General features: G+C 59.9%; 19 protein-coding genes and 3 tRNA genes. 9 read left to right on the top strand and 13 right to left on the bottom strand.

The window, feature by feature from the left end; all coding sequences use genetic code 11:
• Window positions 1–2: 2 nt before the first annotated feature.
• Window positions 3–1,349, bottom strand: a complete 1,347-nt coding sequence (locus tag LB453_RS17860; RefSeq protein WP_103795197.1) for an enolase C-terminal domain-like protein — start codon at window positions 1,347–1,349, stop codon at window positions 3–5.
• 9 nt (window positions 1,350–1,358) lie between these two features.
• Window positions 1,359–2,705 (bottom strand): MFS transporter, encoded by a 1,347-nt coding sequence (locus LB453_RS17865; protein ID WP_103795198.1) that lies wholly within the window; start codon window positions 2,703–2,705, stop codon window positions 1,359–1,361.
• Window positions 2,706–3,264: 559 nt separating this feature from the next.
• Here LB453_RS17865 and garD point away from each other — a divergent pair.
• A complete protein-coding gene (gene garD / locus LB453_RS17870; RefSeq protein WP_103795199.1) occupies window positions 3,265–4,824 on the top strand; it encodes a galactarate dehydratase in 1,560 nt (519 codons plus the stop codon).
• A 38-nt stretch (window positions 4,825–4,862) separates the two neighbouring features.
• Here the strand turns inward: garD and LB453_RS17875 are convergent, their stop codons facing one another.
• The 4 genes from LB453_RS17875 to syd form a co-directional block, all read right to left on the bottom strand.
• Window positions 4,863–5,309, bottom strand: coding sequence for a flavodoxin (locus tag LB453_RS17875; RefSeq protein WP_103795200.1), 447 nt, complete (start codon window positions 5,307–5,309; stop codon window positions 4,863–4,865).
• Window positions 5,310–5,320: 11 nt separating this feature from the next.
• Window positions 5,321–6,097: a tRNA pseudouridine(65) synthase TruC gene (gene truC, locus LB453_RS17880; RefSeq protein ID WP_103795201.1), complete on the bottom strand. Its 777-nt coding sequence runs from the start codon at window positions 6,095–6,097 to the stop codon at window positions 5,321–5,323.
• Complete coding sequence (locus LB453_RS17885) at window positions 6,097–6,420, bottom strand: YqcC family protein (RefSeq protein ID WP_103795202.1); 324 nt, start codon at window positions 6,418–6,420, stop codon at window positions 6,097–6,099. The genes truC and LB453_RS17885 overlap by 1 nt, the downstream gene beginning before the upstream one ends.
• A 571-nt stretch (window positions 6,421–6,991) precedes the next feature.
• Window positions 6,992–7,555, bottom strand: coding sequence for a SecY-interacting protein (syd, locus tag LB453_RS17890; RefSeq protein ID WP_103795203.1), 564 nt, complete (start codon window positions 7,553–7,555; stop codon window positions 6,992–6,994).
• A gap of 65 nt (window positions 7,556–7,620) precedes the next feature.
• Here syd and queF point away from each other — a divergent pair, with 65 nt between their 5' ends.
• The 3 genes from queF to xni all read left to right on the top strand — a co-directional run bounded on the left by queF (window position 7,621) and on the right by xni (window position 10,815).
• Window positions 7,621–8,466, top strand: a complete 846-nt coding sequence (gene queF / locus LB453_RS17895; protein ID WP_103795204.1) for an NADPH-dependent 7-cyano-7-deazaguanine reductase QueF — start codon at window positions 7,621–7,623, stop codon at window positions 8,464–8,466.
• 170 nt (window positions 8,467–8,636) lie between these two features.
• The gene (gene ppnN / locus LB453_RS17900; protein ID WP_048786947.1) at window positions 8,637–9,998 is read left to right on the top strand and encodes a nucleotide 5'-monophosphate nucleosidase PpnN; all 1,362 of its coding nucleotides are present in this window, start codon (window positions 8,637–8,639) and stop codon (window positions 9,996–9,998) included.
• A gap of 40 nt (window positions 9,999–10,038) precedes the next feature.
• Complete coding sequence (gene xni, locus LB453_RS17905) at window positions 10,039–10,815, top strand: flap endonuclease Xni (RefSeq protein ID WP_103795205.1); 777 nt, start codon at window positions 10,039–10,041, stop codon at window positions 10,813–10,815.
• A gap of 3 nt (window positions 10,816–10,818) precedes the next feature.
• Here xni and rlmM read toward each other — a convergent pair whose 3' ends face one another.
• The 4 genes from rlmM to LB453_RS17925 all read right to left on the bottom strand — a co-directional run bounded on the left by rlmM (window position 10,819) and on the right by LB453_RS17925 (window position 13,846).
• Window positions 10,819–11,916, bottom strand: a complete 1,098-nt coding sequence (rlmM, locus tag LB453_RS17910) for a 23S rRNA (cytidine(2498)-2'-O)-methyltransferase RlmM (protein WP_103795206.1) — start codon at window positions 11,914–11,916, stop codon at window positions 10,819–10,821.
• Window positions 11,909–12,304, bottom strand: coding sequence for a DUF423 domain-containing protein (locus LB453_RS17915; RefSeq protein WP_103795207.1), 396 nt, complete (start codon window positions 12,302–12,304; stop codon window positions 11,909–11,911). Before LB453_RS17915 ends, rlmM begins: the two co-directional genes overlap by 8 nt.
• A 50-nt stretch (window positions 12,305–12,354) precedes the next feature.
• Complete coding sequence (locus LB453_RS17920; RefSeq protein WP_033752825.1) at window positions 12,355–13,272, bottom strand: transcriptional regulator GcvA; 918 nt, start codon at window positions 13,270–13,272, stop codon at window positions 12,355–12,357.
• Window positions 13,273–13,624: 352 nt separating this feature from the next.
• The gene (locus tag LB453_RS17925) at window positions 13,625–13,846 is read right to left on the bottom strand and encodes a YgdI/YgdR family lipoprotein (RefSeq protein WP_103795208.1); all 222 of its coding nucleotides are present in this window, start codon (window positions 13,844–13,846) and stop codon (window positions 13,625–13,627) included.
• Between the two features lie 196 nt (window positions 13,847–14,042).
• Between LB453_RS17925 and csdA the strand changes: the two genes are divergently transcribed.
• Together csdA and csdE are read left to right on the top strand one after the other, a co-directional pair.
• On the top strand, window positions 14,043–15,257 hold the full coding sequence (gene csdA / locus LB453_RS17930; protein ID WP_224481781.1) for a cysteine desulfurase CsdA: 1,215 nt from the start codon (window positions 14,043–14,045) through the stop codon (window positions 15,255–15,257).
• On the top strand, window positions 15,254–15,703 hold the full coding sequence (gene csdE, locus LB453_RS17935) for a cysteine desulfurase sulfur acceptor subunit CsdE (RefSeq protein ID WP_103795210.1): 450 nt from the start codon (window positions 15,254–15,256) through the stop codon (window positions 15,701–15,703). Before csdA ends, csdE begins: the two co-directional genes overlap by 4 nt.
• 3 nt (window positions 15,704–15,706) lie before the next feature.
• On the opposite strand, the gene tcdA is transcribed toward csdE, so the two are convergent.
• The gene (gene tcdA / locus LB453_RS17940) at window positions 15,707–16,510 is read right to left on the bottom strand and encodes a tRNA cyclic N6-threonylcarbamoyladenosine(37) synthase TcdA (RefSeq protein WP_048786952.1); all 804 of its coding nucleotides are present in this window, start codon (window positions 16,508–16,510) and stop codon (window positions 15,707–15,709) included.
• A 44-nt stretch (window positions 16,511–16,554) separates the two neighbouring features.
• Window positions 16,555–17,706 (bottom strand): murein transglycosylase A, encoded by a 1,152-nt coding sequence (gene mltA, locus LB453_RS17945; RefSeq protein ID WP_374044249.1) that lies wholly within the window; start codon window positions 17,704–17,706, stop codon window positions 16,555–16,557.
• Window positions 17,707–17,912: 206 nt separating this feature from the next.
• Between mltA and LB453_RS17950 the strand changes: the two genes are divergently transcribed.
• The 3 genes from LB453_RS17950 to LB453_RS17960 all read left to right on the top strand — a co-directional run bounded on the left by LB453_RS17950 (window position 17,913) and on the right by LB453_RS17960 (window position 18,243).
• Window positions 17,913–17,989 (top strand) — tRNA-Met (locus LB453_RS17950).
• Between the two features lie 50 nt (window positions 17,990–18,039).
• A tRNA-Met gene (locus tag LB453_RS17955) sits at window positions 18,040–18,116 on the top strand.
• Window positions 18,117–18,166: 50 nt separating this feature from the next.
• A tRNA-Met gene (locus LB453_RS17960) sits at window positions 18,167–18,243 on the top strand.
• Between the two features lie 81 nt (window positions 18,244–18,324).
• Here LB453_RS17960 and amiC read toward each other — a convergent pair.
• Window positions 18,325–19,563, bottom strand: a complete 1,239-nt coding sequence (gene amiC / locus LB453_RS17965) for an N-acetylmuramoyl-L-alanine amidase AmiC (RefSeq protein WP_103795212.1) — start codon at window positions 19,561–19,563, stop codon at window positions 18,325–18,327.
• Window positions 19,564–19,774 lie beyond the last annotated feature (211 nt).

Below are 19,774 nucleotides of genomic sequence, written 5' to 3' on the forward strand. Positions count from 1 at the left end.
CCTTACACTGTGGCGCGGCCGAATGCCGGGCGCTTGCGGTCGAACGTCCAACCGGGAATCAAATACTGCATGGCGGTGGCGTCGTTACGCGCGCCCGCCGGCAGCGAGTTATAGAGGTCGTTGGCCTGGCGCAGCCGATCCCAGTCCAGCTCGACGCCCAGCCCCGGCGCGTCGGGAACGGCGATTTTACCGTTGCGGATCTGCAGCGGCTCTTTGGTCAGGCGCTGGTCGCCCTCCTGCCAGATCCAGTGGGTATCGAGCGCGGTCGGATTGCCCGGCGCAGCGGCGCCGACGTGGGTGAACATCGCCAGCGAAATATCGAAGTGGTTATTGGAGTGGCAGCCCCAGGTAAGCCCCCACTCGTCGCAGAGCTGCGCCACGCGCACCGCGCCGCTCAGCGTCCAGAAGTGCGGATCGGCCAGCGGAATATCGACCGCGTTGAGCATCACCGCATGGTTCATCTCGCGCCAGTTGGTGGCGATCATATTGGTGGCGACCGGCAGCCCGGTAGCGCGGCGGAACTCCGCCATCACCTCGCGGCCGGAATAGCCCTGCTCCGCGCCACACGGATCTTCGGCGTAGGTCAGCACCTCCCCCATGCCTTTGCAGAGGCGGATCGCCTCGTCCAGATGCCAGGCCCCGTTGGGATCGACGGTAATGCGCGCCTCGGGAAAGCGCCGTTTCAGCGCCGCTGCGGATTCCATCTCCTGTTCGCCCGGCAGCACGCCGCCTTTGAGTTTGAAATCCTTAAAGCCATATTTGTCCTGCGCCGCCTCGGCCAGGCGCACTACCGCTTGCGGCGTCAGCGCCTCCTGATGACGCAGGCGATACCAGTCGTGGTCGCCGCTCTCCCCGCTCAGGTAGGGCAGATCGGTTTTGCGGCGGTCGCCGATATAGAAGAGATAGCCGAGCACCGTTACCTCGTCGCGCTGCTGGCCGGGGCCAAGCAGCTCCGCCACCGGCACGCCGAGGCACTGGCCAAGCAGATCGAGCAGCGCCGCCTCCAGCGCGGCGACCGCGTTGACGCGCAGTTCAAAGGTCCAGGCACCCTTGCCGAAGGTATCGAAGTCGGCCGACTGGTTGCCTTTGTGCACCTGCTGCACCAGCCGGTTCATGCGCGCCACCTGCTGCCCCTCGACCTGCGGGATCGCCTCGACCAGCGTCTGGTAGATGGTGTCACCGCCGGGCGCTTCGCCGACGCCGGTATGCCCCGCGCTGTCGGTCAGCACGACGATATTGCGGGTAAAGCAGGCGTTATGCGCGCCGCCGATATTCAGCAGCATGCTGTCATATCCGGCGACCGGGACCACCTGCATGCGGGTGACGATCGGCGAGCTTTGCGTAGACATACTTTCTCCTTATCCGCGCGGTTTCAGTTCGATACGTTTGATATCGCCTGCAATCACCAGGAAGCTGAACGCGGCGACGAACGCATGGATGCCGACATAGATCAGCGCCCCTTCAAACGAGCCGCTGCTGGCGATGATATAGCCGATAGCGATAGGCGTAACGATGCCGGATAAGTTGCCGAACATATTGAACAGGCCGCCGCTCAGGCCGCTGATCTCTTTCGGCGCGGTGTCCGCCATTACCGCCCAGCCCAGCGCGCCGATGCCTTTGCCGAAGAAGGCGAGCGCCATAAAGAACACCACCACCCATTCGGTATCGCTGTAGTTACACATCACCATGCTGATCGAGAGCAGCATGCCGAGCACGATAGGCGTTTTGCGCGCAATATTGAGCGAGCCGGTTTTCCGCATCAGGTAATCGGAAATAACGCCGCCCAGCACCCCGCCGAGGAAGCCGCACACCGCCGGAATCGAGGCGATCATCCCCGCTTTCAGAATCGACATGCCGCGCGCCTGCACCAGATAGACCGGAAACCAGGTGATAAAGAAATAGGTGAGCGCGTTGACGCAGTACTGGCCGAGATAGATACCCAGCATCATGCGCGAGGAGAGTAGCTGTCTGATCTGGAACCACTTCTCATCCCAGCTCACTTTCTGCTGCGTCTTTTTCGCGTCCATATTGATCAGCGCGCCGCCCTGCTCCATATACTCCAGCTCGGCTTTGTTCACGCCGGGATGGTCGTTTGGATCGTGGATCACTTTCAGCCAGATAAAGCTGAGAATGATGCCGAGACCGCCCATAAACCAGAACACGTGCGCCCAGCCCACTTCGGCCACCAGCCAGCCCATAATCGGCGCAAAAATAACCGTGGCGAAATATTGCGCGGAGTTGAAAATCGCCACCGCGGTGCCGCGCTCCTGCGCCGGGAACCAGGCGGCAACGATGCGGCTGTTGCCGGGAAACGAAGGGGCCTCGGCCAGGCCGACCATAAAGCGCAGCAGAAACAGCGAAACGACAATGCCGAAGCCGCTGAAGATATCGACAAAGCCCTGCAGCAGCGTAAAGAGCGACCAGGTAAAGATGCTCCAGAAGTAGACGCGTTTAGAGCCGAAGCGGTCCAGCAGCCAGCCGCCCGGGATCTGGCCGATAACATAGGCCCAGGAGAACGCCGAGAAGATATAGCCGAGTCCCACCGAGTCCAGGCCGATATCTTTCGACATGGCGGAGCCGGCGATGGAAATGGTGGCGCGGTCGCCGTAGTTGAACGAGGTGACGATAAACAACATCACCACGATCCAGTAGCGGGCGTTGGTGCGCTTCTGCACCGCTTCCGCCGTCTGGCTGTAACTATTCATGATGCACTCCTGAAATATAGCGTTCGCTACATTCGCTCTGACTGCATACACATCGCGTTGGGTATCAGAGAGAAGTCGGGTTAAACACGGCGATTTTTTATAGGGGCAAACCGATAGTGCGTCGTGACGAATAACCTAACGTCGAATAACGAAAGCCAGTATAGGAATGACAACAGGCGGAGGCACTGGAAGAACGCCTGACAATTAAGCCTCTGGGACACGCATTGTCTGGCAGTTGCACAGCCGACTGCGGCGCGCCTCACGGAACCCGCTTTTTTCAGCCAGTAATGGCGATTTATTAAGCAGCGGCGGACGCCTTTGTGAGACTCTTCACTTGCTTTTGGAGAAGCGAACCAAAAAGCAGCGTAAATGCGCGCAAATGCCGGTCAGTTGCACAATGCGGGCGACAACCGGGGTTCATATACTAAGGCTGGCAAATCTGATGTGCGTCATGAAGAACGATAATGCGCCGCCACGTACGGCGCGCCCGGCTGCTGACAAAGCCTGCTCGGGCACGGGATTAATCATTATTCGCGTATGCATGACTGGAAGGTGAGCGATGAACCGAATTCTGAATGAGCCGCCGCTCTGTATCAAAGTCCATGAAGATGACAATGTCGCTATCGTGGTCAATAGCCAGGGCCTGCCGGCAGGCACCACCTTTCCCGATGGGCTGACGCTGACGGAACATGTTCCGCAAGGGCATAAAGTCGCCCTCGCCGCGATTCCGCAGGGGGCGGCCATCCTCCGCTATGGCGAAACGATCGGCTATGCGCTGCGCGATATCGCCCAGGGGAGCTGGATCGACGAGTCGCTGGTTATGCTGCCTGAAGCGCCGCCGCTCGCCAGCCTGCCGCTGGCGACCAACGTGCCGCCCGAGCTGCCGCCGCTGGAGGGCTACACCTTTGAAGGCTACCGCAACGCGGACGGCAGCGTCGGCACGCGCAACCTGCTCGGCATTACCACCAGCGTACACTGCGTGGCGGGCGTGGTGGACTACGTGGTGCAGATTATCGAACGCGACCTGCTGCCGAACTATCCGAACGTCGATGGCGTCGTGGCGCTAAACCACCTGTACGGCTGCGGCGTGGCGATTAACGCGCCGGCGGCGGTGGTGCCGATTCGCACTATTCATAACCTGGCGCTGAACGCTAACTTCGGCGGCGAAATCATGGTAGTGAGCCTCGGCTGCGAGAAGCTGCAGCCGGATCGTCTGCTGACCGGCACCCCCGACGTGCAGGCGATTTCACTCGACGAAAGCGATATTGTGCGCCTGCAGGATGAGCGCCATATCGGCTTCGGCGCGATGGTGGAGGAGATCCTCAGCGTGGCGAAAAGGCACCTTGAGCGACTCAACCGCCGCCAGCGTGAAACCTGTCCCGCCTCCGCGCTGATCGTCGGCACGCAGTGCGGCGGCAGCGACGCCTTTTCCGGCGTCACCGCCAATCCCGCCGTGGGCTTCGCCTCCGATCTGCTGGTGCGCTGCGGCGCGACGGTGATGTTTTCCGAAGTGACAGAAGTGCGCGACGCTATCCATCTGCTGACGCCGCGCGTTATTAATGAAGAGGTCGGCAGGCGGCTGCTGGAGGAGATGGCGTGGTATGACGACTATCTCGATCAGGGCCAGACTGACCGCAGCGCCAACCCCTCGCCCGGCAATAAAAAAGGCGGGCTGGCGAACGTGGTGGAAAAAGCGCTGGGATCGATCGCCAAATCGGGCCGCAGCGCGATTGTCGAAGTGCTGTCGCCCGGCCAGCGGCCGACGCGGCGCGGCCTGATCTACGCCGCTACTCCCGCCAGCGATTTCGTCTGCGGCACGCAGCAGATGGCGTCGGGGATTACGCTGCAGGTCTTTACCACCGGACGCGGCACCCCTTACGGACTGGCGGCGATTCCGGTGATCAAGATGGCGACGCGCAACGCGCTGGCCGATCGCTGGCACGATTTAATGGATATTAACGCCGGCACTATCGCCACGGGAGAAGAGACCATTGAGCAGGTCGGCTGGCGGCTCTTTCACTTGATACTGGACATCGCCAGCGGCCGCCAGCAAACCTGGTCAGATCGCTGGGGCATTCGCAACCAGCTGGCGGTGTTCAATCCGGCGCCGGTGACCTGACAGCGAGGCGCGCTGCGCTGCGGCGGGGCGCGGTTAACTCAAAGCTGTTTTCCCCAGGCTTCAACCCAGGGCGACGTGACCGTCTCCGGCTCAGGATCTTCGGTAGCGTCCACCAGCAGCACCTCGCCGACGCGCTGCGCGTGCTGCTCCTGCAACAGCGCGTCAAAGGTTTTGCCCGCGCCGCAAAAGTGGTCGTAGCTGCTGTCGCCCAGCGCGATCACGCCGTAACGCAGCGTCGGCTGATAGCCCAGCTTATCTTTCACGTCGTGATAGAGCGCGGCGATATTGTCCGGGAAATTGCCCTGCCCGGTGGTCGAGGTGATCACCAGCGCGACATCGCTGCTGTAGCCCTGCCACTGCGCTAAGGTCGGATCGTCATAAACCGCCACGTCGTGCCCCTGCGCCTGTAAAATCGGCTGCGCCTCTTCCGCCACCAGCAGCGCGTTACCGTATACCGTACCTACAAAAATGCCAATCTTCGCCATGTGCCTGCTCCTTAAGCTGAGCTGCTATCCTCGCCTGCCGCGTCGGCAAACTCAAGTCCTGCGGCGGCGAACGCCGCCTGCCAGCCAAACGCGTCGGCCAGCCCGCGCCATATCCCGTCCAGGCCGGCGCGGATCACCAGCGGTTCGCCGGTCACCGGGTGCGTCAGCGCCAGGCTGCTGGCGTGCAGCATCAGGCGGTCGGCACCGAAATGCTGCGCCGCGCCGCGATTCTGCCGCAGATCGCCGTGGGTGGTATCGCCGATAATCGGGTGGCGCAGGTGCGCCATATGGCGGCGCAGCTGGTGCTTGCGGCCCGTGCGCGGCGAGAGCTGCATCAGGCTGTAGCGCGCGCTCGGATAGCGCCCGATAGCCACCGGCATCTCCGCCCAGGCGAGCGCCTGATAGTCGGTCACCGCCGGCTGCGGCGCACGCGCTTCCGTGGCGAATTTATCGGCGATCTTGTCCAGCTCCTCTACCAGCGGGTAGTCGAGCGTGCCGCTCTCCTGCAGCCAGCCGCGCGTTACCGCGTGATAGGTTTTCTGCATCTGATGATGCTCAAACTGCTGCGACAGCAGGCGCCCCACTTCGCTGGAGAGGCCCATCAGCAGCACGCCCGAGGTCGGGCGATCGAGGCGATGCGCGGTAAAGACGTGCTGGCCTATCTGATCGCGCACCGTCTGCATGACCACCACTTTTTCTTTGCGATCCAGCCAGCTGCGATGCACCAGCCAGCCGGCGGGCTTGTTGACCGCCACCAGCCACTCATCCTGATAGATAATCTCCAGCATCAGGCGCGATCGTCCATAAACAGCGCATCGAGCTGCGTCAGGCTATGCAGGATCGGCCCATGGCCCGGCGTAGCAGCGGTCAGCGCGACTTCAAAATAGGGGGCGATAGCGAAATTTTGCGGCAGCGGCTGCTGCGCGGCAATAAGCGCCCGCATGCGCGGGATAAGAACCCACTGCAGCCACTCAAGCGGCTCCAGCGTGTCGAGACAGAAAGGCTGGCTGCTGGCGAGCGCGCTGGCGGACGGGGGCGTCTCCTGCCAGTGATGGTGATCGCGCAGCAGCGCTTCAAGCTGCTCCAGCCGTTGTAACAGTAAAAGGGTCATACGCCACCTCCAGCGAGCGGTAAATTGGGGCGGCAAGCATACCACCGCCGAACGCGCGCGCAAAAAAAGGGAGCACTGTTAAAACAGTGCTCCCGGTTCGTTTGCAGCTTTCCCGCTACTTTGATGCTCCCTGCTCATCCGTGACAACTTTTCCTGCGCGCTATCCTGCGCTTATCATCCCGATAATTCCTTTGGCTTCCGGGCCCACCGCGCATCATGTGCGGCTCTCGTTCTCCTTCCTGGAGGTGTCCCTGACTCTTTCCTGAGTGTCCTGCTTCATCCTGAAGCCTTCCGTGTGACGTAAACTCCGTTACGTTCCCGCCTCCTGGCATGACGTATCCTGACGCTATCTTCAATCCTCTGGCTTCCTGCCAACTGCTGACTATTCTGTCAGAGGCGGCTGAATAAACAAGATACTTAACAGCGTTACCTTATTTGTTTATAGACCAAATTTAGGAGTAATGCCATTAAGTCAATGATTCACAATATTTTTACATTGCGGACTTCTGGATGGCCCTTGAGAAAAATGCCAATCTCTCACATCATATGTAAGAGATATCTCACAATGCCACTAGCGATTATCTGCAAATGCCGGCATAACCACCTGTAAACCCTTAAGAAAGGTCTGAGTGTTTTCCGCCAGCACTTCTCGCTTTTGAGTACCGGGCTGTTCAAGAATAACTTCCCCGGTCAGATTGCAAACCGAGACGATCTCCTGCTCCGATTCAGTGGCAGCGATAAAGAGCGTCGGCGTCTGCTTTAAACGGCGCTTCATAATCAGATGTCCTATCAGGTTCTCCTGCAGCCGCAGGAAATCCTCTTCGCTCCAGACCTGCAGCAGCGACAACTCGAGCTGCCCCAGGCGCGCCGTCATATCGCCCGCAAACTGCGCGGTGTAAAAGGCGGCAATATCCTCCTGCAGCCGGATATCCAGCGCGCGCTCTACCGCTTCCAGCGTGGCAGGCAGGGTAAAGGGCTGCGGCTGCCACCATACCTCGTCAGCCTGAGTGGCGATAATACAGGGCGACGGCACGCCACAGAGCGCCTGGCTGGCGGGCGCGTGGCCGGTGCGCTGTTGCCAGGCGTCGCAGTAGCGGGCGGTAAATTCGCGCAGGGCATCGACAGTCTGTTGCATCTCTCTTTTTCTCACGTCTGATGGGTTACACTTATCTACTTTGTTTTGTATCACGGGTAACCGCTATGTCTTTATATGAAAAGGATCGGGCGCTGAGCAACCTGACCCTGGGCAAACCCACAGCCTATCACGATCAATACGATCCCAGCCTGCTTCAGGCGGTGCCGCGCAGCCTGAACCGCACGCCGCTGGGGCTGACGCCCGATGCGCTGCCCTTTAGCGGCGCGGATATCTGGACGCTTTACGAACTCTCCTGGCTTAACAGCAAGGGCGTGCCGCAGGTGGCGCTGGGCGAAGTGGTGCTGAACGCCACCAGCGAACATCTTATCGAGTCGAAGAGCTTTAAGCTTTACCTTAACAGCTTCAACCAGACGCGCTTCGCCGACTGGGGCGACGTGCGCCAGACGCTGGAGCGCGATCTCAGCGCCTGCGCGCAAGGCGAGGTCAGCGTGGCGCTGTTCCGCCTGAGCGAAGTCGAGGGCCAGCCCATCGGTCAGTTTAGCGGCTACTGCATTGACGAGCAGGATATCGAGATAAGCGACTACAGCTTTAATGCCGACTACCTGGCCAGTGCGGCGGGCAGCAAAACAGTGGAAGAGACGCTGGTCAGCCATCTGCTGAAGTCCAACTGCCTGATTACCAACCAGCCCGACTGGGGCTCGGTGATGATTCGCTACAAAGGCCCGTGCATCGACCGCGAGGCGCTGCTGCGCTACCTCATCTCTTTCCGCCAGCACAATGAGTTTCACGAGCAGTGCGTGGAGCGCATCTTTAACGACCTGCTGCGCTTCTGTCAGCCGCAGCAGCTCACCGTCTATGCGCGCTACACGCGCCGCGGCGGCCTGGATATTAATCCGTGGCGCAGCAACGTGCCCTTTACGCCGGGATATTCCCGTCTGGTGCGTCAGTAGCTTTGCGAGGCCTCTCGCAGGCTGCGCGTCAAAGGTTGCGTTCCTCTTGAGCATTCAGGGTCGACAAGGCACTCTGGTGAAGGCGGCGATCGGAGGATCGCCGACCAAGGGATTTTCGCCACCGCAACGGCGGTGTCATTAGTCACCCAGGCGGGTGTAACGGAGTTCATTTGATTACGCATATCAGCCCTCTTGGCTCAATGGATCTGCTCTCTCAGCTGGAAGTCGACATGCTCAAGCGCACGGCGAGCAGCGACCTTTACCAGCTGTTCCGCAACTGCTCCCTTGCCGTCCTGAATTCAGGCAGCCAGACCGACAGCAGTCACGAGCTGCTTTCCCGCTTTGAAAATTTCGACATCAACGTGCTGCGCCGCGAGCGCGGCGTTAAGCTGGAACTGATCAATCCGCCGGAAGAGGCGTTTGTTGACGGACGCATTATCCGCTCGCTGCAGGCCAACCTGTTCGCCGTGCTGCGCGACATTCTGTTTGTTAACGGCCAGCTGGCGATCGCCGGCATGGAAGAGGCGCCGCCGGATGATTCGGCGCATATCACCAACCAGGTTTTCTCTATCCTGCGCAACGCGCGCGCGCTGCATATCGGGGAGTATCCGAATACCGTCGTCTGCTGGGGCGGCCACTCCATCAACGCGGTGGAGTATCAGTACTGCCGCAACGTCGGCACTCAGCTGGGCCTGCGCGAGCTGAATATCTGCACCGGCTGCGGGCCAGGCGTAATGGAGGCGCCGATGAAAGGCGCGGCGGTGGGCCATGCGCAGCAGCGCTACCGCGACAGCCGCTTTATCGGCCTGACCGAGCCGTCGATTATCGCCGCCGAGCCGCCGAATCCGCTGGTGAACGAACTTATCATCATGCCGGATATCGAAAAACGTCTGGAAGCCTTTGTGCGCATCGCGCACGGCATCATTATTTTCCCGGGCGGCGTGGGCACCGCGGAAGAGCTGCTCTATCTGCTGGGCATTATGATGAACCCGCAGAACCACGAGCAGGTGCTGCCGCTGATCCTCACCGGCCCGCAGGAGAGCGCCGACTACTTCCACGTACTGGATGACTTTATCGTTAATACGCTGGGCGAAGCGGCGCGCCGCCACTACAAGATCATTATCGACGACGCTGCCGAAGTGGCGCGCCTGATGAAAAAAGCGATGCCGCAGGTGAAAGAGTATCGCCGCGAAACGGGCGACGCCTACAGCTTTAACTGGTCGATCCGTATCTCGCCCGATCTGCAGAAGCCGTTTCTGCCGACCCATGAAAATATGGCCAACCTTAATCTCTACACCAGCCAGCCGGCGGAGCAGCTGGCGGCGGATCTGCGTCGCGCCTTCTCCGGTATCGTCGCCGGGAACGTAAAAGAGATCGGCATACGGGAAATTCGTGAGAAAGGGCCCTATAAGCTGCACGGTGAGCCGGACATTATGCGCCGCATGGATGAACTGCTGCAGGGCTTTGTCGCCCAGCACCGCATGAAGCTGCCGGGCACCGCCTATATCCCCTGCTACGAAATCATTAAATAAACCGCAAGGAAGGCAGCCCTGAGGGGCTGCCGTTTAGCTTATGTCATTTCACCTTCTTATTGTGGACGCGCTCAACCTGATCCGTCGTCTGCACGCAGTACAGGGATCGCCCTGCGTCGAGGGTTGCGTCGCGGCGCTGCGCCAGCTTCTGGGGCATACGCAGCCGACCCACGCCGTGGCGGTATTCGACAGCGAGCAGCGTCACCAGGGCTGGCGTCATCAGCTGCTGCCGGACTATAAAAGCGGCCGGCCGCCTATGCCGGAAGATCTGCATGCCGAACTGCCCGCGCTGCAGGAGGCGTTTCGCCGCGTCGGCGTCAGCTGCTGGATCGCCGAGGCGGATGAAGCGGACGACCTGGCCGCCACGCTGGCGGTAAAAATGGCGCAGGCGGGCCATCAGGCGACCATCGTCTCAACCGATAAAGGCTACTGCCAGCTGCTGGCGCCGCAGATCCGCATCCGCGACTACTTTCAAAAGCGCTGGCTGGATCTGCCCTTTATCGAAAATGAGTTCGGCGTCGCGCCGCAGCGGCTGCCCGATTACTGGGGGCTGTGCGGCATCAGCAGCAGCAAGATCCCCGGCGTGGCGGGCATCGGCCCGAAGAGCGCGAAAACGCTGTTGCAGACCTTTGAAACCCTGGAGGTGCTCTATGCGCGGCTTGATGAGGTGCCGGAAAAATGGCGCGCGAAGCTGATCGCGGGCCGCGAGTCGGCCCTTCTCAGCCGACAGGTGGCGATGCTGAAGCAGGATCTGGTATTGCAGGGAAATCTGAAAACGCTGCGCTATGAAGGCCAGGCGACGCCGCGCCCGGCCTGACGCTTAGCGTTCGTCGCGGCGGCCGGGAATGGCGCCCCAGATGCGGCGGATATGCACCGTCACCTCTTCGCGGTCGTGGTAGAGCTGGCGGGCGCGGATCTGCGCGTTGATGCCCTGCGCCTTTAGCGCCTCGTCGATCATCGCCAGATTCTGCGTCACCTCTTCATAGCGCTTTTTCATTGGCAGCTTGAGGTTAAAGATCGCCTCGCGGCACCAGCCGTTGATCAGCCATTCGGTCATCAGGCTGGCGACGCGCACCGGCTTCTCTACCATGTCGCACACCAGCCAGTCGTTGTTGCGCGTCGGGCGAAACTTAAAGCCATCCTCGCGGCAGTGCGTGACCTGTCCGGTCTCCATCAGGCTCGGCGCCATCGGGCCGTTATCTACCGCATCAACCCACATGCTGCGCTTCACCAGCTGATAGGTCCAGCCGCCGGGGCAGGCGCCGAGATCGACCGCGTGCATGCCGCCCGCCAGACGCTCGTCCCACTCGTCGGCAGGAATAAAGACGTGAAACGCCTCTTCCAGCTTCAGCGTCGAGCGGCTCGGCGCATCGGCCGGGAACTTCAGGCGCGGAATGCCCATATAGAACGGCGAGTTGTTGTCAACGACAGAGTAGCCGACATAGCAGGCGCCGGGCGCAATAAAGAAGACGTGCACCACCGGACGCTTCGGGCTTTCGTAGTTAAGCAGAATGCCCGCTTCGCGCAGGCTGGCGCGCAGCGGTACGGTAAACTTGCGGCAAAACTTCGTCAGCTCTTTTGCGTCGTTGGTGTCCGGCACCTCGACGCGCAGCTCGCCGCCCTTCTCCACCACGCCGGTCAGCATGCCGACAATCGGCGCGATGCGATCGTCCGGCGGCAGATCTTTCAGCAGCTCGCCGACCACCAGCATCTGGCGGGCAAAGATCAGCCTCTCAAAAGGCAGCTCGCGCACCAGGCGATCCGCCTCTTCGTGCTGATAGCATTCGAACAGCACATAGCCGCTGTTCTCTTTTACCCGCGGGAAGCCGTAGATTTCACGCTCGGCGGCAGCGGCGGCGATTTCCGCGGCGCACTCTTTTTCAAAACCGGGACGGCAATAGAGTAAAACTTTATTCATGGCGATCTGCCTTTCGTTTAAGACGCAGCGCGCCAATCAACATCAGAAACCAGCCGACCAGGAAACAGAGCCCGCCGACCGGCGTAACAAAAACCCAAAACTTCAGATGCGACAGCGCCAGAGAGTAGAGGCTGCCGCTGAACAGCACGATGCCAAGGGCAAGAAAGGCGCTGCTCCAGTAGAACCAGAGGTTGGCGCGGCGCAGCATGGCGGCGCCGAGACCGATAACCGCCAGCGTATGGTACGCCTGATACTCCAGCCCGGTATGGATCCAGGCCATTTCGGTTGGCCCCAGAGAGCGGCTTAAAACATGGGCGCCAAAAGCGCCAAAGGCCACCAGCAAAAAACCGCTGATGGCGGCAAAGATAAACATGGCACGACTGGACATCTGACTATCCTCAAGGTGCATCTGTACTTCACTCTACAGAAATCAGTTAGTTAGTGGTCGTAGCGAAAGCGAAATTTTTCTTGTTCGCTGGCGGCTTTCGCGATGATCCACTGTCGAAAGGCGGCTATTTTACCCAGTTCTGCCTGGCTGTCATGACAAACCAGATAAAAAGCGTTTTTACTTACCAGCACGTCGTTGAACGGGCAGATCAGCCGACCAGCTTCGATTTCGCTCTGCGCCATCACGTTATTGGCCAGCGCCACGCCCTGGCCGTGGATCGCCGCCTGCAACACCATGGCGCTGTGGCTGAAAATCGGCCCCTGCTGCACATTAATATGCTGCAGGCCCAGCTGCCGAATATAGGATTGCCAGTCGCGCCGCGAGGCGTCGTGCAGCAGCGTAAAGCGCGACAGATCCATCGGCGTTTTCAACGGGTTGTCGCCGGTCATCAGCGCGGGCGAGCAGACCGGCAGCAGATATTCGGCATAGAGTTTCTCCACCCGCAGTCCTGGCCAGTTGCCGCGGCCGTAGAAAATCGCCACGTCAACGTCGTCAGCCAGTTTCTCCTCATCGCGGTCCACCGCCTGGATACGCACGTCGATGCCCGGATAAGCCATATTAAAGCTGGAGAGGCGCGGCACCAGCCACTGAATGGCAAAGCTCGGCAGCAGGCTGACGGTCAGCGCGCCCTTCGCGCTGCGCGCCTGAAGCTTGCGCGTCGCGTCGTTTAGGGCGGTGAAGATCTCTTTAATATCGAGATAGTAGCTTTGTCCCTCTTCCGTCAGCAGCAGCGAACGATTCCTCCGGCGAAACAGCTTAAGCCCCAGAAAATCTTCCAGCGATTTTATCTGATGGCTGACGGCTGCCTGGGTGACGAACAGCTCTTCGGCGGCTTTGGTAAAGCTGAGATGACGCGCCGCGGCGTCAAACACGCGGAGTGCATTAAGAGGAGGAAGGCGTTTCGACATGGTTTTCCGTGCTCGGATCAGGGGCAATACGCATGCGCTTATAAAAAGCGGTCACATATTAGTTTTAGTAATCCGAGGCATTATAAATTGTCCGTTGAGGAAGCTCCAGCAAATACCTATAGTTGCCGCACTTCCTGAGCCGGAACGAAAAGATTTCAGGATTTGTGAGTGAGTTCGCAGATTTCCGGGAAGCTTTTGGCTTGTGGTCGTGATGTTGTGTTTGCATTTTGATCTGCCGCTTTGCAGATCAAGCTTTTAATTCCTGTAGATTTACCCTGTCTGTCCATAGTGATTTTGAATAGCACCGCAAATTGCGGTGCTTTTTTTTTGCCTGCAGCCGACGCCGAAGCGATTACTGCATCTCAACCATCTCTTTGACGTCAGCGCGGTTAATCTGCTGCTTGTTGCCGTTAGCGTCTTTATAGCTGATCATACCGGTATCGCTGTCTACGGAAGGCTTGCCTTCTGAAACAATGGTGCGACCGTCATTGGTATGCATAACGTAATTGCTTGAACACGCGGCCAGAGTAAAAGCCATAGCGCAGACAGCCAGCACTGCTGAAAGTTTTTTCATTTTCTATCTCCTTGTAGATGATTGCATCAAACCACCCGCATGGGCTAACTCTGGTCAAATTGACTAAAGAAGGTTGCTCATTGTGCGGGTTTTGGTTTAAACCTTGCATTAATCAGCATAACGCGCTTTTACAGCTTTGCCAGGAGAGCGCCAGGCTTTTGATCTGGCCCTGTTTATTTGTATGACGAGACAAAGCATGACCGCATTCAATCCCACCGCCTTCCGCCAGCAGTTTCCCGCGCTGAGTGACGCCGGCGTTTATCTCGACAGCGCCGCCACGACGCTCAAGCCCCAGGTGGTCATTGACACCACGCAACAGTTTTACAGCCTGAGCGGCGGCACCGTGCATCGCAGCCAGTACGGCGCGGCGCGTCAGCTCACCGAGCGTTATGAACAGGCGCGCTATCAGGTGGCGCGCCTGCTGAATGCGGAGAACGGCCACCAGATCGTCTGGACGCGCGGCACCACGGAAGCGATCAACCTGGTCGCCAACGGCTGGCTGCTGCCGCGGCTAAAGGCTGGCGACGAGATCCTGGTGAGCGAGGCGGAGCACCACGCCAATCTGGTGCCCTGGCTGATGGTGGCGCAGGCGAGTGGCGCAAAGGTAGTGAAGTGGCCCATCGGCGCCGATCGTCTGCCAGATATCGCGCTGCTGCCGTCGCTGCTTAACGCGCGTACCCGGCTGCTGGCCATCGGCCAGATGTCCAACGTCACCGGCGGCTGCCCGGATCTGGCGCAGGCGATCGCGCTGGCGCAGGGCGTCGGCGCGAAAGTTATGGTCGACGGCGCGCAGGGCGTGGCGCACTGCCCAACCGACGTGCAGGCGCTGGATATCGATTTCTACGCCTTTTCGGCCCATAAGCTCTACGGCCCGACCGGCATTGGCGCACTCTATGGCAAAGCCGAACTGCTGGAAGAGATGTCGCCGTGGCAGGGGGGCGGCAAAATGCTGACGCAGGTCGATTTTAACGGCTTCACGCCGCAGCCTGTCCCCTGGCGCTTCGAGGCTGGCACGCCAAACGTGGCGGGCGTGGTGGGACTGAGCGCCGCGCTGAGCTGGTGTGAGCAGCACGACTGGCTGAAAGCGGAGATGTGGAGCCAGCAGCTTGCCAGCCTGGCCGAAGAGCAGCTGAGCGAGTTTCCCGGTTTCCGCAGCTATCGCGCGAGCCGGTCGAGCGTGCTGGCGTTCGATTTTAAAGGCGTGCACCACAGCGATATCATCACGCTGCTGGCGGAACAGGGCATCGCGCTGCGCGCCGGTCAGCACTGTGCGCAGCCGCTGATGGCAGCGCTGGGCGTGAGCGGCACGCTGCGCGTCTCTTTTGCACCCTATAATAATTTGCAGGATGTGGACGCGCTGACGCGCGCCGTCTACACCGCGCTCGACCTGCTGTCGGAGGAGGAAGTATGAGTCACGCCCTGGCTGGCCCGCACCCGTTTGGCGATCTGATTACCCTGGACGGCCTGAAAGAGAAGTTCGCCCATTTTCAGCAGTGGGAGGATCGCTATCGCCAGCTTATCCAGCTCAGCCGCCAGCTGCCTGCCCTGCCGGAGGCGCTGAAAACCGCTGATATCGAGCTAAGCGGCTGCGAAAACCGCGTCTGGCTCGGCAGCCAGCGTCGCCAGGATGGCACGCTGCATTTTTACGGCGACAGCGAAGGCCGCATCGTGCGCGGTTTGCTGGCGGTGCTGCTGACCGCCGTGGAGGGCAAAACGCCGCAGGCGCTGCTGGCGGAAGATCCGCTGCAGCTGTTTGACGAGCTTGGGCTGCGCGCTCAGCTCAGCGCCTCGCGCAGCAGCGGCCTGAAAGCGCTGGCGGAGGCGGTTCATCAGGCCGCGCGCGCGGCGCAGCCCTGAAGGTTACGCTGCCTGACGCGCCGCGCGCGCCAGATACTTCTTCAGCGCATGAGAAACGGCGACAAAGCCGAAGGTAGCGGTCACCATAGTGGCCGCGCCAAATCCCGCTTCGCAATCCATTCTTTTCGGCCCTTCGGCGGTGCTGCGCGCGGCGCAGACGCTGCCGTCCGGCTGCGGATACATCAGCGCTTCGGTAGAGAAGACGCAGTCGATGCCCAGCTTGCCTTTGCTGTTTTTCACCACGCCGAGCGCCTTCAGCCGCTCGCGCAGCTTCGCCGCCAGCGGATCCTGAATCGTCTTCGCCAGATCGGCCACCTGGATCTGGGTCGGATCGATCTGGCCGCCCGCGCCGCCGGTGGTGATCAGCGGGATCTTGTTGCGGCGGCACCAGGCGATCAGCGCCGCTTTTGGCCGCACGCTGTCGATGGCGTCGATCACATAGTCGTAGCCCGCCGCCATCAGCTCGGCGGTGTTGTCCGGCGTGATAAAGTCGTCGATGCAGATCACCTCGCAGTCGGGATTAATGGCGCGCAGCCGCTCCGCCATCACCTCGGTTTTCGCTTTGCCGACGTTGCCGTTCAGCGCGTGGATCTGCCGATTGGTGTTGGTAATGCAGACATCGTCCATATCGATCAGGGTAATTTTGCCGATGCCGGTACGCACCAGCGCTTCCGCCGCCCAGGAGCCGACGCCGCCGATGCCGATAACGCAGAAGTGCGCCGCGGCAAAACGCGACAGCGCATCCTGCCCATAAAGACGTGCCGTGCCGCCAAAACGCTGACGCCAGGCGTCGTTAACCACACTCATAATTAACCTTGTTGCTTCATGCGGGCCGTGCGGCCCGCAGAGAATCAGTTTGAACCCAGTAACAGAGAGCCATTATCGCCGTTTTGCGGGTTGCTGAACAGCGGCTGCCCGGCACCCGGCGCGGCCTTCAGCACCCAGACGCGACCATAGTGGTTATAGAAGCCCGCCAGGTGCGCCGCGTCGGGCCCAATACCCTGATAGATATCAAAGTGCTGTCCCTTAATGGCACCGCCGACGTCCAGCGCCACCATCAGGCGCATCTCATACTTACCGTTAAACTTGCCTTTTTCGTTCAGCTGCGGCACTTCCGCCAGCAGCGCGGTTCCCGCCGGGATCAGCGAGCGGTCCGACGCGACAGAGGCCTTCGCCACCAGCGGCACCGCGCTGGCGCCGCGCACTGGCGTATAGGGTTCCGGCTTAAAGAAGACGAACGACGGGTTGGTTTCCAGCAGCGCGCGCACCTCCTGCTCGGAGTGCGATGCCGCCCAGTCGCGAATCGCCTGCATCGACATATCTTCGCGCTTCACCTCGCCGCGATCGATCAGCTCTTTGCCGATGCTGTGATAGGCCCAGCCGTTTTTGCCGCCGTAGCCAAAGAAGGTCATTGGACGGCCGTCGCCGTAGTCAACGTAGCCGCTGCCCTGCACGTCCATAATAAAGTTATCGATCAGCGAATTGCTCCAGCCGATCACATAGCGTTCGTCCAGCGCGCCGTTATAGATAGCAGCGCGGCTCGGCAGCTTCGCACCGCGCTTGCGCGGCGGCATGCGGTAGATGGGGTACTGGAACTCGCCCTGACGCGTATAGCGCGCCTGCACCACCGGCGTGTAGTAGCCGGTAAACTGCACGTTGCCGTAGTTATCGGTTCCTTCCATCTGGAAGGCGTTCAGGCCGAACTGACGCAGCTGGCGCGTGTCGGCGCCCGCCATCAGCCAGCTTTCAATCGCGCTGTAGGTGCCGGTATGGCGTCCATACAGCGCGGAAGAGGCGGACTGGATCTGCCGCACCTGCTCGCCAAAATCTCTGCCGTTGACCGGTCGGCCTTTGGCGTTGGGCTGGTTAACCAGCGCCAGCGGCTGTTCCAGCTTGCCGTCTTTATATTGCTGCCCGCGGTCGGTCGGTTTCGAGCTACAACCCGCCAGCAGCGCAAACATTGCACCAGTAAGTGCGTACTTCGCCCAGTGTCCTTTATTCATCGCCATCTCTTTTATTCATCAGTTTTCGCCCCGCGACGATAGCAAAGCGTCTGGCAGATTGAAATCCGCCTTCCCCTTCCCAGTGCGCAGCTGTGCGATAATTAGCCATATGGAGAAAATATTCAGCAAACAATCCCTAATTTGGCGCTTCGCGCGAAAAAGGGGTTGCATCATCAGCTCCAGGAGGTATAGTGCGCATCCACGGACGCGGGATGGAGCAGCCTGGTAGCTCGTCGGGCTCATAACCCGAAGGTCGTCGGTTCAAATCCGGCTCCCGCAACCAACTCTTCTTATGAAGAGACAATGTGAAAAAGACGCAATGCGCACTACGGACGCGGGATGGAGCAGCCTGGTAGCTCGTCGGGCTCATAACCCGAAGGTCGTCGGTTCAAATCCGGCTCCCGCAACCAACTCTTCTTGTGAAGAGAGAATGTGAAAAAGACGCAAAGCGCACTACGGACGCGGGATGGAGCAGCCTGGTAGCTCGTCGGGCTCATAACCCGAAGGTCGTCGGTTCAAATCCGGCTCCCGCAACCAACATTTAAGCACCTTAAGGGTGCTTTTTTGTTTTTGTGCCTTCTGAAAACGGGATGGCGCAGGCCATCCCCTCTTCTGCTGTTAGCGTCGCGCCCCGCCCTTCTCGAAGTAAGCCTTTATGCCGTGAAAAATCGCTTCAGCCACCTGCTGCTGATAGCGGCTGGTACGCAGCTTGCGCTCCTCTGCCACGTTGCTGATAAAGGCGGTTTCCACCAGAATCGACGGAATATCCGGCGCCTTCAGCACCGCAAAGCCCGCCTGATCGACGGTACGCTTGTGCAGATGGTTGATGCGCCCCATACGATGCAGCACCTCTTTGCCGAACGTCAGGCTATCGTGAATGGTCTGGCGCTGCACCATATCGAACATGGTGTGGTCGAGATAGCGATCGCCGCTCTTGCTGACGCCGCCGATAAGATCCGATTCGTTCTGCGTCTGCGCCAGGAAACGGGCCGCCGCCGAGGTCGCACCTTTGGTTGAGAGCGCGAATACCGAGGAGCCGCGCGCGCTGCGGCTGGTAAAGGCGTCGGCGTGTATCGAGACAAAGAGATCGGCGCGCTGCTTGCGCGCTTTCGCCACCCTCACCCGCAGCGGAATAAACACATCCTCGTTGCGCGTCATATAGGCTTTCATATTGGGCTCTTTATCGATCAGCGCCTTAAGCCGTCGCCCCATCTTCAGCACGATATCTTTTTCACGCGTTTTGTATTTGCCGTGCGCGCCGGGATCTTCGCCGCCGTGCCCTGGATCGATCATCACGATCAGCGGCCGGTCGCGTCCCGCCTTGCCGGGCAGCGGCGCGGACGCCGGCTCGTTGCGTTCCAGATCGCCCTGGTTGTAATCCTTCAGCAGCGCCAGCAGCGGATCGTCTTCTGCGCTATGCTGGCTCGGATAGAGATCCACCACCAGCCGGTGTTTGATCCCGGCCACCGGCGCCAGCGTAAAGGTTTTTGGCGCGACGTTGCGCTTCAGCTCCAGCACAATGCGCACGGTATTGGCGTCAAACTGCCCGACCCGCGCATTTTTAATAAAGGGATCGCTTACGCGCACCAGCTTGTCGACGCCTTTCAGCACCGGATTGAGATGCATATTTGCGATATCAATGACCAGCCGATCCGGATGCGAGAGCGCAAACTGCTTATAGTGAAGCGGCACGCTGGACTCCAGCGTCATGCGCGAATAGGTCGAAGATGGCCAGATGCGAACCGCGACGATATGGTTTTTTGCCGCCAGGCCTGTGCGGCTGACGCTCAGTAGCAATAATGCGCCGGTACCCTGCAGGAGCCTTCTGCGGGAAATAAGGGGATTTGATTCTGACATGCCGCTCCAGCTGCTCTGTTCTGTCTAAAAAAGCGCCACTTTAATAAACGGCGCTGAAAACTTTAGCCCATCCTTTTGGCTAAGTCATCCTGGAAAAGCTAAATAATGCAGTCTCTTAGCTGCCAGCGCACCCGAAAAAACGTAAATTTACGTCAGGTTTACCGCTTGCAAATAGCGCCCTAAAAGAATAAAAATACAAAAATTACGAATA

It is taken from the genome of Pantoea agglomerans (genome assembly GCF_020149765.1).
Classification (GTDB): domain Bacteria; phylum Pseudomonadota; class Gammaproteobacteria; order Enterobacterales; family Enterobacteriaceae; genus Pantoea; species Pantoea alvi.

What these genes read in the sequence shown, in the direction of transcription:
- LB453_RS17860 (WP_103795197.1), bottom strand. Translation starts at nt 1,349, where the DNA reads ATGTCTACGCAAAGCTCGCCGATCGTCACCCGCATGCAGGTGGTCCCG.
- LB453_RS17865 (WP_103795198.1), bottom strand. Translation starts at nt 2,705, where the DNA reads ATGAATAGTTACAGCCAGACGGCGGAAGCGGTGCAGAAGCGCACCAAC.
- garD (WP_103795199.1), top strand. Translation starts at nt 3,265, where the DNA reads ATGAACCGAATTCTGAATGAGCCGCCGCTCTGTATCAAAGTCCATGAA.
- LB453_RS17875 (WP_103795200.1), bottom strand. Translation starts at nt 5,309, where the DNA reads ATGGCGAAGATTGGCATTTTTGTAGGTACGGTATACGGTAACGCGCTG.
- truC (WP_103795201.1), bottom strand. Translation starts at nt 6,097, where the DNA reads ATGCTGGAGATTATCTATCAGGATGAGTGGCTGGTGGCGGTCAACAAG.
- LB453_RS17885 (WP_103795202.1), bottom strand. Translation starts at nt 6,420, where the DNA reads ATGACCCTTTTACTGTTACAACGGCTGGAGCAGCTTGAAGCGCTGCTG.
- syd (WP_103795203.1), bottom strand. Translation starts at nt 7,555, where the DNA reads ATGCAACAGACTGTCGATGCCCTGCGCGAATTTACCGCCCGCTACTGC.
- queF (WP_103795204.1), top strand. Translation starts at nt 7,621, where the DNA reads ATGTCTTTATATGAAAAGGATCGGGCGCTGAGCAACCTGACCCTGGGC.
- xni (WP_103795205.1), top strand. Translation starts at nt 10,039, where the DNA reads ATGTCATTTCACCTTCTTATTGTGGACGCGCTCAACCTGATCCGTCGT.
- rlmM (WP_103795206.1), bottom strand. Translation starts at nt 11,916, where the DNA reads ATGAATAAAGTTTTACTCTATTGCCGTCCCGGTTTTGAAAAAGAGTGC.
- LB453_RS17915 (WP_103795207.1), bottom strand. Translation starts at nt 12,304, where the DNA reads ATGTCCAGTCGTGCCATGTTTATCTTTGCCGCCATCAGCGGTTTTTTG.
- LB453_RS17920 (WP_033752825.1), bottom strand. Translation starts at nt 13,272, where the DNA reads ATGTCGAAACGCCTTCCTCCTCTTAATGCACTCCGCGTGTTTGACGCC.
- LB453_RS17925 (WP_103795208.1), bottom strand. Translation starts at nt 13,846, where the DNA reads ATGAAAAAACTTTCAGCAGTGCTGGCTGTCTGCGCTATGGCTTTTACT.
- csdA (WP_224481781.1), top strand. Translation starts at nt 14,043, where the DNA reads ATGACCGCATTCAATCCCACCGCCTTCCGCCAGCAGTTTCCCGCGCTG.
- csdE (WP_103795210.1), top strand. Translation starts at nt 15,254, where the DNA reads ATGAGTCACGCCCTGGCTGGCCCGCACCCGTTTGGCGATCTGATTACC.
- tcdA (WP_048786952.1), bottom strand. Translation starts at nt 16,510, where the DNA reads ATGAGTGTGGTTAACGACGCCTGGCGTCAGCGTTTTGGCGGCACGGCA.
- mltA (WP_374044249.1), bottom strand. Translation starts at nt 17,706, where the DNA reads ATGAATAAAGGACACTGGGCGAAGTACGCACTTACTGGTGCAATGTTT.
- amiC (WP_103795212.1), bottom strand. Translation starts at nt 19,563, where the DNA reads ATGTCAGAATCAAATCCCCTTATTTCCCGCAGAAGGCTCCTGCAGGGT.